Origin of the sequence: Faecalicatena orotica (genome assembly GCF_003149245.1) — a bacterium.
Taxonomy (GTDB): Bacteria; Bacillota; Clostridia; order Lachnospirales; family Lachnospiraceae; genus Faecalicatena_A; species Faecalicatena_A orotica.
In genome coordinates this window covers 524,846-538,227 of the sequence record NZ_QGDL01000001.1, presented here as the reverse complement: position 1 = coordinate 538,227, position 13,382 = coordinate 524,846, and the positions used below count along the sequence as shown (strand labels likewise).

The following is a 13,382-nucleotide window of genomic DNA, read 5'->3' as shown; positions in this document are numbered from 1 at the left end:
TTGCTCTTATCGTCTCTGCTGTTTTGCTTGTACAGGCAGGTTCTTATCCTGCCTGTATTCATTTCTAAAGCCGATCAGGCCGGAGGAGTGGTCTCTCCGCCGCCTCCATCAGTACCCGGATCAGGTGTTGGAACCTCTCCACCGCCTTCGTCTGGGTTCTCGGTACCGCCTCCATTGTCAGGATTTTCGGTATTGCCACCGTCATCAGGATTCTCGGTGTTATCCTTCTTGTCATCATCCTTCTTCTCATCGTCTTTCTTTTCGTCTTCCTTCTTCGGAACATAATGTCCGGGACAGCTCTGCGTCGGTGCAGTTCCCTTTGCAAAATATTCTGTCAGCGGGGGACAGGTAGAAGTTGCAAGCAGGCCGGTCTGTGTGCAGATTGTTTTCTGTTCTACGGAAGTCGGCATTGTAAATGCTTTATAAGGAAGGTCTGCATGGACACGGTCCATGATGTTCTTCCAGAGGACTTCATGCCATGCCTGGTCCATATTGTCCATCGGCTTGTTGGAATCATACCCGCCCCATACACTGCATGTATAATAAGGAGTATATGCGGAGAGCCAGAGGTCGGTACTGTTCTCTGTCGTACCTGTCTTACCTGCCGCAGCCATGTTGTTCAGTCTGGCAGCCGTTCCGGTTCCCTTGTTAATAACATCTTCCATTGCGCTTGTAAGGAGGGCGGCAGTGGAATCTTTAATCACCTGGTGTGTAGCCGGTTCGGTATTGTCCAGAAGGACATTGCCGTCATGGTCTAAAACCTTTGTGTACAGAATCGGTTCTGTGTATACACCGCCGTTTGCAATTGCTGCATAGGCAGCTGTCATTTCCAGATTATAGACACCCTGTGTGATACCACCCAAAGCAGTAGCCTGTGCCACATCTGTATATTCAGGAAAGTCGCCGTCAAAGTTAACAAGTGTTGTGAATCCGAAGTTTATGAGTGAATCATATCCGGTCTGTGTACCGATATCTGTCAGTGTCTTGACTGCGCATACATTCATGGAATGCTCAATAGCGTAACGGACACGTGTCATGCCGATATATTTCTTGTCCCAGTTTTCCACATACTGTGTGCTGTTCTCATACTGGAACGGCGCGTCATCGTCGATTGTGGATGCCAGAGTATATCCGGCAGAATCAAGTGCGGGCGCATAAGTGGAAAGTATTTTGAAACAGGAACCCGGCTGTCTCGGGGAGTCTGTTGCACGGTTCAGGGAAAGGCTTGTCTTCTTCTCGCCGCGTCCTCCGACAATGGCCTTGACCTTGCCTGTATACTGGTCCATTACAACGACAGATGTCTGCGGCTGAGGTGTGATATCGATATTTTCCGCTATCGTATCCTGTTCCGTAATGCCGAGAGTGCTCTTGTACTCTGCGATCGCCTGATTGGCTGCATCTTCCGATGAGAATACAAGTGGGTACTGGTCGCCGCGTGTATCTTTAATATACTTAGCCAGCATCTCTTTGCTGTAATTGTCGGACGTGCCGTCAGGATGTGTCACGGTCAATGCATATTCGAGACCATACTCCACGTTATATGGATAATTGTTCGGATTCGCTACCTCTTCGTCACAGATCTGCTGGATATTCAGGTCCTGTGTTGCCGTGATGGTGAGTCCGCCACTGTACAGTGCATTGTATGCCTGCGTCTCTGTATACTGCTTCCGGTTAATCAGATCTTTTATGATCTGTTGTGAGAGCCTGTCTATGAAATAAGAGTTAGGCTTGTCCTCCGGTGTTGCAGCCACGGTCTGCTGGATTCTTTCATAAACGTTGTCTGCCTTGGCTTCCTCATACTCAGCCTGTGTAATATAGTTCTGATCCAGCATGTTTTTCAAAACCTTGTTCCGTCTCTTTTCATTTGCCTCCGGATGCAGGACCGGGTCATAGTCGGACGGGCTCTGCGTGATGCCGGCGATGACAGCACTTTCGGAAAGTGACAGGTCTGAGACGTCCTTGCCAAAATAGCGCTGTGCGGCTGTCTGTACCCCGAGACAGTTCTGGCCGAGGTTGATCGTATTCATATAGGCCTCAACAATCTCTTCCTTACTCATCTGCTTTTCAATCTCGACCGCAAGGTTCTGTTCCTGAAGTTTACGCTTCAGCCTGTCATAGAATGTCTTTTCCTCAGTAAACTCAGGAAACACGTTATTCTTAATCAATTGCTGTGTCAGGGTACTTGCACCCTCTGAGAAGTTACCTCCGGAAGTAAGTCCGACAACACCGGCCCTTAGGATTCCCTGAAGGTCAATTCCGTTATGCTTATAAAAACGCTCGTCCTCAATGGCAACAAATGCATGAGTCAGGTTGACAGGTATCTCATCATAGTTTTTGTAAACTCTGTTAGAACCTTTTTGTACAAAGGAGTCCAGAAACTTTCCGTCCTCTGTATAAGCAAAGGATGTCTCATCGGACGGCTTGACATTTGCAGGAGTAACCTTAGGGGCGTCGTCGACAATCTTCTTAACAAACAGGCCAACCCCGCCGGCCCCGATAACTGCAATAAGTAGTATACAGATAAGGAGAGCCTTAAAAAAGCGGACCCCGACCCGCTTCTTTTTCATGTTCTTTTTTGATGAAATATTCTTCTTTCTCTTATCGAGATTCTCTTTTCCGTAATTCATGAATAATATCCTCCTTTATTCATTCCACTCATTATATCAAATTTACTTCTCTAAATAAAGAAAAAACGGTAAAAGTTCATATTTCTAAAAAAATCTTAATAATTTCTTGTGGTTTTCTACTGATTTGTTATATCCTATATTCATAAGCATAACTATTTTGCAGAAAAATCATTGACAGAGGTAGAAAACTATGGATTATCAAACAGTATATCAGGGCGCCGGCGCGGAAATTGTCGAAAAAAAGTCCCGTTTCATATCCAGTGTATTTCCTGTTTCTTCGGAAGAAGAAGCAATGGAGTATCTGGAAAAGATAAAAAAGCAGTATTGGGATGCCAGACACCACTGCTGGGCCTATGTAATCCGGGCGGACAGGACACTGGAACGCTTAAGCGACGACGGAGAACCGGGCGGCACGGCTGGCAAGCCTATTTTAGACGTTATAAAGGGTGCAAAGCTTGAAAATGTGCTGATTATCGTTACACGCTATTTCGGAGGCACCCTGCTTGGCACAGGAGGACTCGTCAGGGCATATACGTCCGCATCCCGTGAAGGCCTTGCCCATAGTACGATTATAACCAGAATTTACGGTTTTAAACTGAAAATACAGACCGATTATACAGGGCTTGGCAAAATCCAGTATATACTCGGACAGGCAGGCCTGCATATTACAGACACGGCCTACACAGATTCTGTAGAGCTGACGGTACTGGTTCCGGAAAAGGAAGAGAAAATGGTGGCTGCAAAAATCACAGAAGGGACAAATGGAAAAAGCATTATCCGGAGAGAAGGAACCTGCTGGTTCGCAGAAATAGATAACGAAATCAAGGTCTGGGAACAGGAATAAAAAAGAAAACAAGAATAAAGAAGGTACCCGGCTGCAGCCGGATACCTTCGCGTTCTTATCAATTCATTTAATCGAATTCTGGCTCGATCAATCCAAAAGAGCCGTCTTTTCTCTTATAAACTACGTTTACTTCATCAGTCTCTGCATTGCAGAATACGAAGAAAGAATGTCCAACCAGATCCATCTGGATACATGCATCTTCCGGATACATTGGTTTGATTCCGAAACGCTTGGTCCTTACGATACGGATATCGTCGTCTGCCTGTCCTTCGTCATCAGATTCGAAGAACTCCTTCTTGAAGTTGCTTCCGCTGGATGCTGCCGTCGGGTGCCCCTGGCTCTTTGCGACCAGTTTATTTTTATACTTGCGAAGCTGACGTTCAATGACTTCCTCAACAAGGTCGATGGATACATACATATCGGTGCTTGTCTGTTCGGAACGGATAATATTTCCCTTTACCGGGATGGTTACTTCAATTTTCTGCCTTTCTTTCTCCACGCTGAGTGTTACGATGATTTCTGTTTCAGGAGTGAAATACCTTTCGAGTTTTCCTAACTTTTCTTCGATAGTGTTCTTCAAGCCTGGTGTTACGTCGATGTTCTTTCCACTAATAATAAAATTCATGTGCTCAACTCCTTTTGTTCATATTATACAGACGAATTATAATATCCCGCCTGTATTATGTAAATATTATAGCATGGAAAAACTTTATTGTATAGAACGAATCACTTCAATTCTGGTAATTTTTCCATCTGTGATTTTGGCAATGCGGAGTCCGAATTTCTGGAAATAGATACATGCGCCGACACCTGCTTCTACTTCATCGGCTTTCATTTTCTTCATCATTACCTCCAGAAGAGTCTCATCGTCCTCATATGGGATGTTTGCATGGATGAGGCGGTTTACATGGCGGACCTTCTGGCTGGACCGGAAGATGATTCGCTCAGATTCATCGAAGGCTACGAATAAAAATTTCCTTGTTGCAAATAAAATTGCAATAGCTATGACACCGAGGAGGCTGTTGATAGGGGAGGAATGGTCGATTATGACCTGCCTCGCAATGGCAAACAGCAGTACTTCGAAAACGGTCATCGGCGTATGGAGATATAACATACGGATCATCTCCACGCCGATGATCAGGTTAAAACATGTTGTCAATAGATCATCATAATTTGGATAAGCATTCAGGTCTGTCAGATTGCCGAAAGACATGATGAGCTGCACGGTCATGATAATAATACCGGCGGCCAGCAGTGCGGCAATGATTAATTCCAAGGCAGTTGTCAAGCTTTTTAGAAACGCATTTGCATATTTTTTCATGTGTTCTTCTCCTATTGGACTGTCTTATTTGAACCTGTGGTCTATCAAATTGTAACTGTTCAGAATCGTGGCTGACTATTTTAAATTACTTCTTTTACGCATTCTTGCATCCAGAATTTTCTTGCGGATACGCAGTGACTTCGGGGTAACTTCCAGAAGTTCGTCTGTATCGATGAAATCCAGTGCCTCTTCGAGACTTAAAATGCGCGGTGTGGAAAGCTTCAGTGCATCATCTGCACCGGAAGAACGGGTATTCGTCAGATGCTTTGTCTTGCAGACATTGAGCTCGATGTCTTCGGCCTTTCCATTCTGTCCGATAACCATACCGGCATATACCTTTTCCCCGGCTCCGATGAATAATGTTCCGCGTTCCTGGGCGCCGTATAATCCGTAAGTGACAGATTCACCTGTCTCGAATGAAATCAGTGAGCCCTGCTTTCTATACTGGATATCACCTTTATATGGAGCAAATCCGTCGAAGCTTGTGTTGAGGATTCCGTTTCCCTTCGTATCTGTCATGAACTCGCCGCGGTATCCGATCAGCCCTCTGGACGGGATTGAAAACTCGAGTCTTGTATAGCCGCCGTTGGATGTTCCCATGTTCTGGAGTTCTCCTTTACGCTGGCTGAGTTTGTCGATGACAGTACCGGTGAATTCATCCGGAACATCTACATACGCAATCTCCATAGGTTCCAGTTTCTTGCCGTTTTCGTCTGTCTTATAGAGGACCTCGGCCTTGCTGACTGCAAATTCATAACCTTCACGCCTCATATTTTCAACGAGAACAGAAAGGTGGAGCTCACCGCGCCCGGAAACCTTAAAGCTGTCGGCGCTGTCTGTCTCCTCCACACGGAGGCTGACATCGGTGTTGAGTTCACGGAACAGTCTGTCACGCAGATGGCGGGAAGTCACGAACTTTCCTTCCTGCCCGGCAAACGGGCTGTCATTTACAACAAACTGCATCGAAATCGTCGGCTCGGAAATCTTCTGGAACGGGATAGCAGTCGGGTTTTCCGGTGAGCACAGTGTGTCCCCGATTGAAATAGAAGAGATACCGGAGATTGCAACGATAGAACCGATGGAAGCTTCCTTGACTTCTACTTTATTCAGCCCGTCAAACTCATATAACTTGCTGATCTTAACTTTCTGCTGCTTGTCAGGATCATGATGGTTCAGAAGCACCATTTCCTGATTCACGGCAATCCTGCCGTTATCTACTTTACCGACTCCGATACGTCCGACATACTCATTGTAGTCAATGGTACTGATCAGAACCTGGGTCGGGGCCTCCGGGTCACCTTCCGGCGCCGGGATATAATCCAGGATTGTTTCAAATAAAGGCTGCATGTCCCTCTCATCATCCGTCAGGTCGAGTACGGCGATACCTGATTTTGCAGAGGCATATACGAACGGGCAGTCTAACTGGTCGTCGGAAGCCTCCAGATCCATGAACAGTTCGAGCACTTCGTCAATGACTTCATCCGGCCTTGCTTCCGGACGGTCAATCTTATTGATACATACGATAACCGGCAGGTCCAGCTCCAATGCTTTCCTCAGGACGAACTTAGTCTGTGGCATGGCGCCTTCAAAGGCATCGACAACGAGGATAACCCCGTTCACCATCTTCAGAACACGTTCTACTTCACCACCGAAATCGGCATGTCCCGGTGTATCGATGATATTGATCTTTGTACCTTTATAATATACGGCAGTATTTTTAGAAAGGATCGTAATACCTCTTTCCCTCTCGATATCATTGGAGTCCATGACACGTTCTGCCACTTCCTGATTCTCACGGAATACACCGCTTTGTTTCAAAAGTTCATCGACCAGTGTGGTTTTGCCGTGGTCAACATGGGCGATAATCGCAATATTTCTAACATCTTCACGCTTTGTTTTCATAATTTCAACACTCTTTCTACTATAATATGTGGTTACAACTTTTTTATTCTATCACAAAACTTTCCATATGGGAAGGGGATATGTCAGACTTCGGAGGCTGCACGGCTTAAAAAGTATTCCCAGGATTCCTGGATTTATATAAAAACTTCCCGACAAAATCTTACAGTAATATAAAGGAATCGCCACTTTTCGAAGTGTTTAAAACAATAAAAAAACCAGAAAAAAAGTATCGGATTCATTCCCTTTATCCGGTCTTTTTAATCTGCATAAAAGCCTTGCAGAAGTGAAAAAGCAAACAGGTCATGCCTGCCTTTAAAAGCTGCTCTTTGTGGAGGGTGTTTTCACTCGCAAACCCGCTGTACCGCTGTACCGCGCTATCATATTTTGTCGAACGAATTAGGTGGGAATTTTAGTCTAATGCCTATATCATGTTCATAGACTTAGTATTGACTCAAAAATACCACTCAGAGGAAGGGAGTACTAAAAATTATGTCAGATAAGATTATTGAAAACAATCAGGTAACAATCATGGGAGAGGTGGCATCTAAGTTTACATACAGCCACGAGGTTTTTGGAGAAGGATTCTATATGGTAGATGTGCTGGTAAAGAGGCTCAGCAATTCCGATGACCGGATCCCCCTTATGATATCAGAGAGACTGATTGATGTGACTCAGGATTACACAGGGGAATTCATCATGGTTTCCGGACAGTTCCGTTCTTACAACCGTCATGAAGAGCAGAAGAACAGGCTTGTTTTATCTGTTTTTGTACGTGAGGTTGAATTTATTGATGAGGAGTTGGACGGGGCAAAAACGAACCATATCCTTCTGGAAGGCTATATCTGTAAGAGACCCGTTTACCGCAAAACGCCGCTTGGAAGAGAAATCGCAGATCTTTTGCTGGCAGTGAACAGGCCCTATGGAAAGTCCGATTATATCCCATGCATCTGCTGGGGGAGAAATGCCCGCTATGCATCCGGATTTGAGGTAGGTGAACATGTACAGATCCTTGGAAGAATCCAGAGCCGGGAATATGTAAAAAAATTATCCGAGACAGAAACGCAGACACGGATTGCTTATGAGGTTTCTGTGAGCAAGCTGGAGTGTATGGAAGAATAAGTAAAATGTATGTTCTGGAAATCCTCTTTGCACATTCTGTACGTTGACATTAGGTGCATTTAATGTTAAACTTTGGAAAGATAAGTGTTTAAGATTAGGAGGATGTATATGTCAATTTTTAAAGGAGCCGGAGTGGCGATCATCACACCATTTCACGAGGATGGAAGCGTTAACTACGATAAGCTTGATGAACTGATTGATTTTCACTGCGAGAACGGCACAGACAGTATTGTCATTTGTGGCACGACAGGTGAATCTTCTACGTTAACAGAAGAAGAACATATGGAATGTATTAAGTTTACAATAGAGCGCACAAAGAAGCGTATTCCGGTAATTGCCGGAACAGGTTCCAACTGTACGCGCACAGCAATTGAGATGTCAAAGGATGCAGCTAAAGCAGGTGCGGACGGACTGCTCCTTGTGACTCCTTATTATAATAAAGCAACTCAGGCAGGCCTGGTGGCACATTATAAGGCGATTGCGGCTGAGGCGAAGGCTCCGATTATCTTATACAGTGTTAAGAGCAGGACCGGGATGAACATCGAACCGGCTACTGTGGCACAGCTGGTAAGCGAAGTTGACAATATCGTCGGTATCAAGGAAGCTTCCGGGGATATCGGACAGATTGCAAAGATTATGCAGATGACAGATGGTAACATTGACCTGTACTCAGGCAATGATGACCAGATTGTGCCACTGCTTTCCCTTGGTGGAAAAGGTGTAATCTCTGTATTATCTAATGTCGCACCTCAGGAGACACATGATATCTGTGAGATGTTCTTCAAAGGGGATATTGAGGGAAGCCGGGCTTTACAGTTGAAAGCATTGCCGCTCATCAACCAGCTGTTCAGCGAAGTGAATCCGATTCCGGTTAAAAAGGCTGCGAACCTGATGGGAATGGAAGTCGGAGGTGTGAGAATGCCTCTCACAGAAATGACAGAAGCCAATGCAGCAAAACTTGCAAAAGCAATGGCTGATTTCGGACTGAAGCTTGCTTAATTAAAGGAAATTTATGTTTGTTAAAGGGATATCATAAGTTGAGTAAAGTACTCAAATGTGGTATCCTTTTTTATATCAGAAGCAATCTAATGTGAAAAAAACATGAAAATACACAGGAGGAGTTAAAAATGATTAAAGTTTTAATGCACGGATGTAATGGGAAAATGGGGCGGATGATCACAGGGCTGGTCAAAGAGGACGAGAAGCTGGAGATTGCCGCGGGTGTGGATGCGTATACCGGGACTGCCAATGACTATCCGGTTTTCGAAAGTATCAGTGCGTGTGACGTGGATGTGGATGTTGCAATTGACTTTTCAAACGCAGGGGCAGTCGATGCCCTGCTTGATTACTGCGTGGAAAAGCAGGTGCCGGTCGTACTCTGTACAACGGGCCTTTCAGAAGAGCAGCTCAGGAAAGTGGAAGAAGTTTCTAAAAAAGTAGCGGTTTTGAAGTCTGCAAATATGTCGGTGGGAATCAACCTCCTTTTGAAACTGCTGAAAGATGCGGCCAAGGTGCTCGGACCCGCAGGGTATGACATCGAACTGGTGGAGCGGCACCACAACCAGAAACTCGACGCACCGAGCGGAACAGCCCTGGCTCTGGCAGATTCCATGAATGAAGCATTAAACGGGGAGTATACTTATGTATATGACCGCAGCCAGGTACGCAGAAAAAGAGATGCAAAAGAGATGGGAATCTCGGCGGTACGCGGAGGAACCATTGTCGGGGATCATGAAGTGATTTTTGCCGGACCGGATGAGGTGATCGAGTTCAGACATACCGCATATTCCAGAAGTGTTTTCGGAAAAGGTGCTGTTGAGGCGGCTAAATTCCTGGCAGGGCAGCCGGCTGGCATGTATGATATGAGTGATGTGATTCAGTTTTAATCACACGGGGGATTTAGGAGGAAGTATTATGAAAAATCTGGAGACAAGATATCTGGAGCGTCTTTCTGATTTGTATCCGACGATTGCTGCGGCATCGACGGAGATTATTAATCTGCAGGCGATCCTGAACCTGCCAAAGGGGACCGAGCATTTCCTGACGGATATCCACGGGGAATACGAGGCATTTTCCCATGTGCTGAAGAACGGTTCAGGTTCTGTAAGAAGAAAGATTGACGACGTGTTCGGCAATACCTTAAGTTCAAGGGACAAGCAGTCTCTGGCTACGCTGATCTATTATCCGAAGGATAAGATGGCACAGGTAAAGAAGGTGGAGAGCAATATGGAGGACTGGTACAAGATCAATCTGTACCGTCTTATCGAGGTGAGCAAGCGTGCGGCGAGCAAGTATACCCGTTCGAAAGTGCGTAAGGCCCTGCCGAAAGATTTTGCCTATGTCATCGAGGAACTGATCACGGAGAAGGGGGAACTCAGTGATAAGGAATCTTACTATAATGAAATTATTATGACCATCATAAGAATCGGACGTGCGGAAGAATTTATCGTTGCAATATCTGAACTAATCCAGCGGCTTGTCGTGGACCACTTACATATCGTCGGAGACATTTATGACAGAGGGCCGGGCCCCCATATTATCATGGATAAACTGATGAGTTATCATTCTATTGATATCCAGTGGGGGAACCACGATGTACTCTGGATGGGGGCTGCGACAGGACAGCGCGGATGTATCGCCAATGTCATCCGGATCTGTGCCAGATATGGGAATCTGGATATTCTGGAGGATGGTTACGGGATTAACCTTCTGCCACTGGCCACGTTTGCAATCCGTACCTATGGTGATGACCCGTGTACCTGCTTTACTTTGAAGGGACAGGAGAAGGCGAATAAGGCCGAGATGGAGATGGACCTGCGCATGCACAAGGCAATTTCTATCCTGCAGTTCAAGGTGGAAGGACAGATTATTAAGAGGCAGAAGGATTTCCATCTGGATGACCGGGCGCTTCTGCACCGGATCGATTATGAAAAGGGAACCATCACCCTGAACGGGAAGGAATACCAGCTTCTTGATACGAATTTTCCGACGATAGACCCGAAGGACCCATATAAACTTTCGGCGGAAGAGGAAGAAGTCATGGAACGTCTGGAACGCGCCTTCCTTGGGTGCGAAAAGCTTCAGGAGCACATGCGTTTTCTGCTTGCCAAGGGCGGCCTTTACAAGGTATATAATAATAACCTCCTGTATCATGGATGCGTGCCGCTGAACGATGACGGCAGCTTAAAGGAAGTAGAATTGTTCGGAAGAAAGTTTAAAGGGCGTACGCTTTATGATGCCCTGGACCGTTACCTCAGAAAAGGATTTTTTGCACTTGACGAGGAGGACAGGGATAACGGCAGGGATATGATGTGGTACATCTGGCTCCATCCCAATTCACCACTGTTTGGGAAGGATAAGATGGCGACTTTTGAGAGATACTTCCTTGCGGAGAAAGAGACACATATAGAGAAAAAAAATCCTTACTACTTCCTTCTGGAGAAGGAAGAGGTTGTGGATAATATTATGAAAGAATTTGGCCTTGACCCGGACGGCGGCCACATCGTGAACGGACATGTCCCGGTGAAGCGCAAGAACGGTGAAAGTCCGATCAAATGTGACGGCAAGGTGCTGGTAATTGACGGCGGATTTTCCAAGGCATACCAGCAGGAGACCGGCATTGCCGGCTACACTCTGATTTACAATTCCTATGGACTGCTTTTAGTTGCGCATGAGCCGTTTGAATCAACGGAGGCGGCGATCCAGAAGGAAAGTGATATTCATTCGGAATATATGGTTGTCAAAAGAGTTATGGAACGGCGGCTTGTAGGAGATACGGATATCGGAAAAGATTTAAAAGAACAGGTGGAAGATCTGGAACGTCTTCTGGCTGCTTACCGAAGCGGTGAGATTATCGAAAAGATATAGGCGAAAGGTATTAGGGACAGTATGGAGAATAACGAAGAATTTTTGACAGATGATTTATCCATTCCGGAAGATGTGGAGGCAACAGAGCCGCTGAAGATTTATTTAAAAGAGATCGGGCAGATACCACTTCTGGATGCCGGACAGGAGCAGGAACTGGGAAAACTGATCGCAAAAGGCGACCCGGATGCGAGACGGCAGCTGGAGGAGGCGAATCTGCGCCTTGTCGTATCCATAGCCAGACATTATTCTGGGAGAGGCATGCAGTTTATGGACCTGATCCAGGAAGGTAATATCGGTTTGATGCGTGCGGTCGAGAAGTTTGACTACACGAAGGGGAACCGTTTCTCCACCTATGCGTCGTGGTGGATCAAGGAAGCCATTATGCGTGCGATAGATGAACAGTCCCATGAGATCCGGGTTCCGGTCCATGTGGCAGAAAATATGAGAAAAGTCCAGAAGACGGCTCAGTTATTAAAGCAGGAACTAGGAAGAGATGCGACTTCAGGAGAGATCGCTAAAAGACTTGGGGATAGGACGGCAGAAGAAGTAGAGAATATACAGGCACTGCTTAAAAACCCCCTGTCTCTGGAAACTCCGGTCGGCGAGGATGGTGAATCCAGCCTTGAGGATTTCATAGAGGATGAGGAAGAAAAGACGCCCGAGGATGCGGTCGCATCCCTGATCCGCAAGGAAGAAGTGGCACAGCTTTTGGAAAAACTCAGTGAAAAAGAGCAGAAAGTCATCCGCCTGAGATTCGGTCTTGAGGATGGAAAGGCCCATACACTGGAGGATGTCGGCGGAATGATGAATGTTACCAGAGAACGCATCCGCCAGATAGAAGAGCGCGCCATGCAGAAACTGCGGGAGGCGGCAGGAAATAATGCATAAAATATATTTATTATGTGTCTGCCTGTCTGTCGGTACAATAGCAGGAGTCATATGTGGTGCAATTAAGAGCCGGATAAGGAAAAAGGAATATACGGAGAAGCAGAAATTATTATATCAGAAATTATGGAAAGCAGGCTCACGTTTTTTAACATTTTTCACACTGCTGATCTTAGTATTGGGACTGATCTGGACCGTATACTTTTTTATTCTAGGAGCTGTGCAGCCCCAGATGACTGATTATGCAAATAATATGTCAGAACTGATTGTATCTGTGCTGACTGTAGTATCAATCATCTTTGCATTTTATGAATTTATCAGAAGAAAATAAAAATATAGAAATTTTTCCCACACATAAAGATCCCGAAATTGCAAATATTACTAACACAAGAATATTTGTGGAAAGGGAGAAACAAAATGAAAAAAATTAAAAAGTTTTTATTATTAATGATGTGTGCAGGAGTTCTCTGCGGTGTTACTGCATGTGGTACAGACAAGAATACAAATGATGGCGCAAACAATACAACAAACAGCAGTGACACAAATGATGCTACCGATGGTACTGGAACAAGGGATAAAAACGGTGATGGAGTTGTTGATGATGCAGTAGACGATATCACAGACGGCGTTGACAATGCAGCAGATGATCTGACAGATAACAACGGTCCTGAAAAGGATAACTTAAATGACAGAAACACAAACGACAAAAATGTAAATGACGACAACAAAGCAGACGATACAACAAATAACCGATAGAGAAAGCAGACCCCTGTCCCGCAGGGACGGAATGAGTCTGCAGGGTTAACAGCAGGGCGTA

At 45.5% G+C, this 13,382-nt stretch carries 12 protein-coding genes; 8 read left to right on the top strand and 4 right to left on the bottom strand.

Annotated features, from left to right (window positions below; genetic code table 11):
- Window positions 1–74 precede the first annotated feature (74 nt).
- Window positions 75–2,627, bottom strand: coding sequence for a transglycosylase domain-containing protein (locus tag A8806_RS02290; RefSeq protein WP_109729533.1), 2,553 nt, complete (start codon window positions 2,625–2,627; stop codon window positions 75–77).
- Between the two features lie 190 nt (window positions 2,628–2,817).
- On the opposite strand from A8806_RS02290, the gene A8806_RS02285 reads away from it, so the two are divergent.
- Entirely contained in the window at window positions 2,818–3,471 is a 654-nt protein-coding gene (locus A8806_RS02285) for a YigZ family protein (protein ID WP_109729532.1), read from the top strand.
- Window positions 3,472–3,538: 67 nt separating this feature from the next.
- On the opposite strand, the gene hpf is transcribed toward A8806_RS02285, so the two are convergent.
- The 3 genes from hpf to typA all read right to left on the bottom strand — a co-directional run bounded on the left by hpf (window position 3,539) and on the right by typA (window position 6,694).
- The gene (gene hpf, locus A8806_RS02280; RefSeq protein ID WP_109729531.1) at window positions 3,539–4,096 is read right to left on the bottom strand and encodes a ribosome hibernation-promoting factor, HPF/YfiA family; all 558 of its coding nucleotides are present in this window, start codon (window positions 4,094–4,096) and stop codon (window positions 3,539–3,541) included.
- An 84-nt stretch (window positions 4,097–4,180) separates the two neighbouring features.
- Window positions 4,181–4,792 carry a transporter gene (locus A8806_RS02275; protein ID WP_109729530.1) on the bottom strand — a complete coding sequence of 204 codons (612 nt, stop codon included), beginning with the start codon at window positions 4,790–4,792 and terminating at the stop codon, window positions 4,181–4,183.
- 75 nt (window positions 4,793–4,867) lie between these two features.
- On the bottom strand, window positions 4,868–6,694 hold the full coding sequence (gene typA, locus A8806_RS02270; RefSeq protein ID WP_109729529.1) for a translational GTPase TypA: 1,827 nt from the start codon (window positions 6,692–6,694) through the stop codon (window positions 4,868–4,870).
- A gap of 489 nt (window positions 6,695–7,183) precedes the next feature.
- Between typA and A8806_RS02265 the strand changes: the two genes are divergently transcribed.
- From A8806_RS02265 to A8806_RS02235, 7 genes are all read left to right on the top strand, one after another.
- Window positions 7,184–7,813 (top strand): single-stranded DNA-binding protein, encoded by a 630-nt coding sequence (locus A8806_RS02265; protein ID WP_109729528.1) that lies wholly within the window; start codon window positions 7,184–7,186, stop codon window positions 7,811–7,813.
- A gap of 108 nt (window positions 7,814–7,921) precedes the next feature.
- Entirely contained in the window at window positions 7,922–8,812 is an 891-nt protein-coding gene (dapA, locus tag A8806_RS02260) for a 4-hydroxy-tetrahydrodipicolinate synthase (protein WP_109729527.1), read from the top strand.
- A 128-nt stretch (window positions 8,813–8,940) separates the two neighbouring features.
- A complete protein-coding gene (gene dapB / locus A8806_RS02255; protein ID WP_109729526.1) occupies window positions 8,941–9,699 on the top strand; it encodes a 4-hydroxy-tetrahydrodipicolinate reductase in 759 nt (252 codons plus the stop codon).
- Window positions 9,700–9,727: 28 nt separating this feature from the next.
- The gene (locus A8806_RS02250; RefSeq protein ID WP_109729525.1) at window positions 9,728–11,680 is read left to right on the top strand and encodes a fructose-1,6-bisphosphatase; all 1,953 of its coding nucleotides are present in this window, start codon (window positions 9,728–9,730) and stop codon (window positions 11,678–11,680) included.
- A 21-nt stretch (window positions 11,681–11,701) separates the two neighbouring features.
- Window positions 11,702–12,568 carry a sigma-70 family RNA polymerase sigma factor gene (locus A8806_RS02245; protein ID WP_109729524.1) on the top strand — a complete coding sequence of 289 codons (867 nt, stop codon included), beginning with the start codon at window positions 11,702–11,704 and terminating at the stop codon, window positions 12,566–12,568.
- Entirely contained in the window at window positions 12,561–12,896 is a 336-nt protein-coding gene (locus A8806_RS02240) for a transporter (protein ID WP_109729523.1), read from the top strand. Before A8806_RS02245 ends, A8806_RS02240 begins: the two co-directional genes overlap by 8 nt.
- Window positions 12,897–12,982: 86 nt before the next feature.
- Window positions 12,983–13,321: a hypothetical protein gene (locus A8806_RS02235; protein WP_109729522.1), complete on the top strand. Its 339-nt coding sequence runs from the start codon at window positions 12,983–12,985 to the stop codon at window positions 13,319–13,321.
- Window positions 13,322–13,382: the final 61 nt, after the last annotated feature.

Coding starts and splice junctions, on each gene's coding strand:
- A8806_RS02285 (WP_109729532.1), top strand. CDS start 2,818: ATGGATTATCAAACAGTATATCAGGGCGCCGGCGCGGAAATTGTCGAA.
- A8806_RS02240 (WP_109729523.1), top strand. CDS start 12,561: ATGCATAAAATATATTTATTATGTGTCTGCCTGTCTGTCGGTACAATA.
- dapA (WP_109729527.1), top strand. CDS start 7,922: ATGTCAATTTTTAAAGGAGCCGGAGTGGCGATCATCACACCATTTCAC.
- A8806_RS02290 (WP_109729533.1), bottom strand. CDS start 2,627: ATGAATTACGGAAAAGAGAATCTCGATAAGAGAAAGAAGAATATTTCA.
- A8806_RS02265 (WP_109729528.1), top strand. CDS start 7,184: ATGTCAGATAAGATTATTGAAAACAATCAGGTAACAATCATGGGAGAG.
- hpf (WP_109729531.1), bottom strand. CDS start 4,096: ATGAATTTTATTATTAGTGGAAAGAACATCGACGTAACACCAGGCTTG.
- A8806_RS02275 (WP_109729530.1), bottom strand. CDS start 4,792: ATGAAAAAATATGCAAATGCGTTTCTAAAAAGCTTGACAACTGCCTTG.
- A8806_RS02250 (WP_109729525.1), top strand. CDS start 9,728: ATGAAAAATCTGGAGACAAGATATCTGGAGCGTCTTTCTGATTTGTAT.
- A8806_RS02235 (WP_109729522.1), top strand. CDS start 12,983: ATGAAAAAAATTAAAAAGTTTTTATTATTAATGATGTGTGCAGGAGTT.
- A8806_RS02245 (WP_109729524.1), top strand. CDS start 11,702: ATGGAGAATAACGAAGAATTTTTGACAGATGATTTATCCATTCCGGAA.
- dapB (WP_109729526.1), top strand. CDS start 8,941: ATGATTAAAGTTTTAATGCACGGATGTAATGGGAAAATGGGGCGGATG.
- typA (WP_109729529.1), bottom strand. CDS start 6,694: ATGAAAACAAAGCGTGAAGATGTTAGAAATATTGCGATTATCGCCCAT.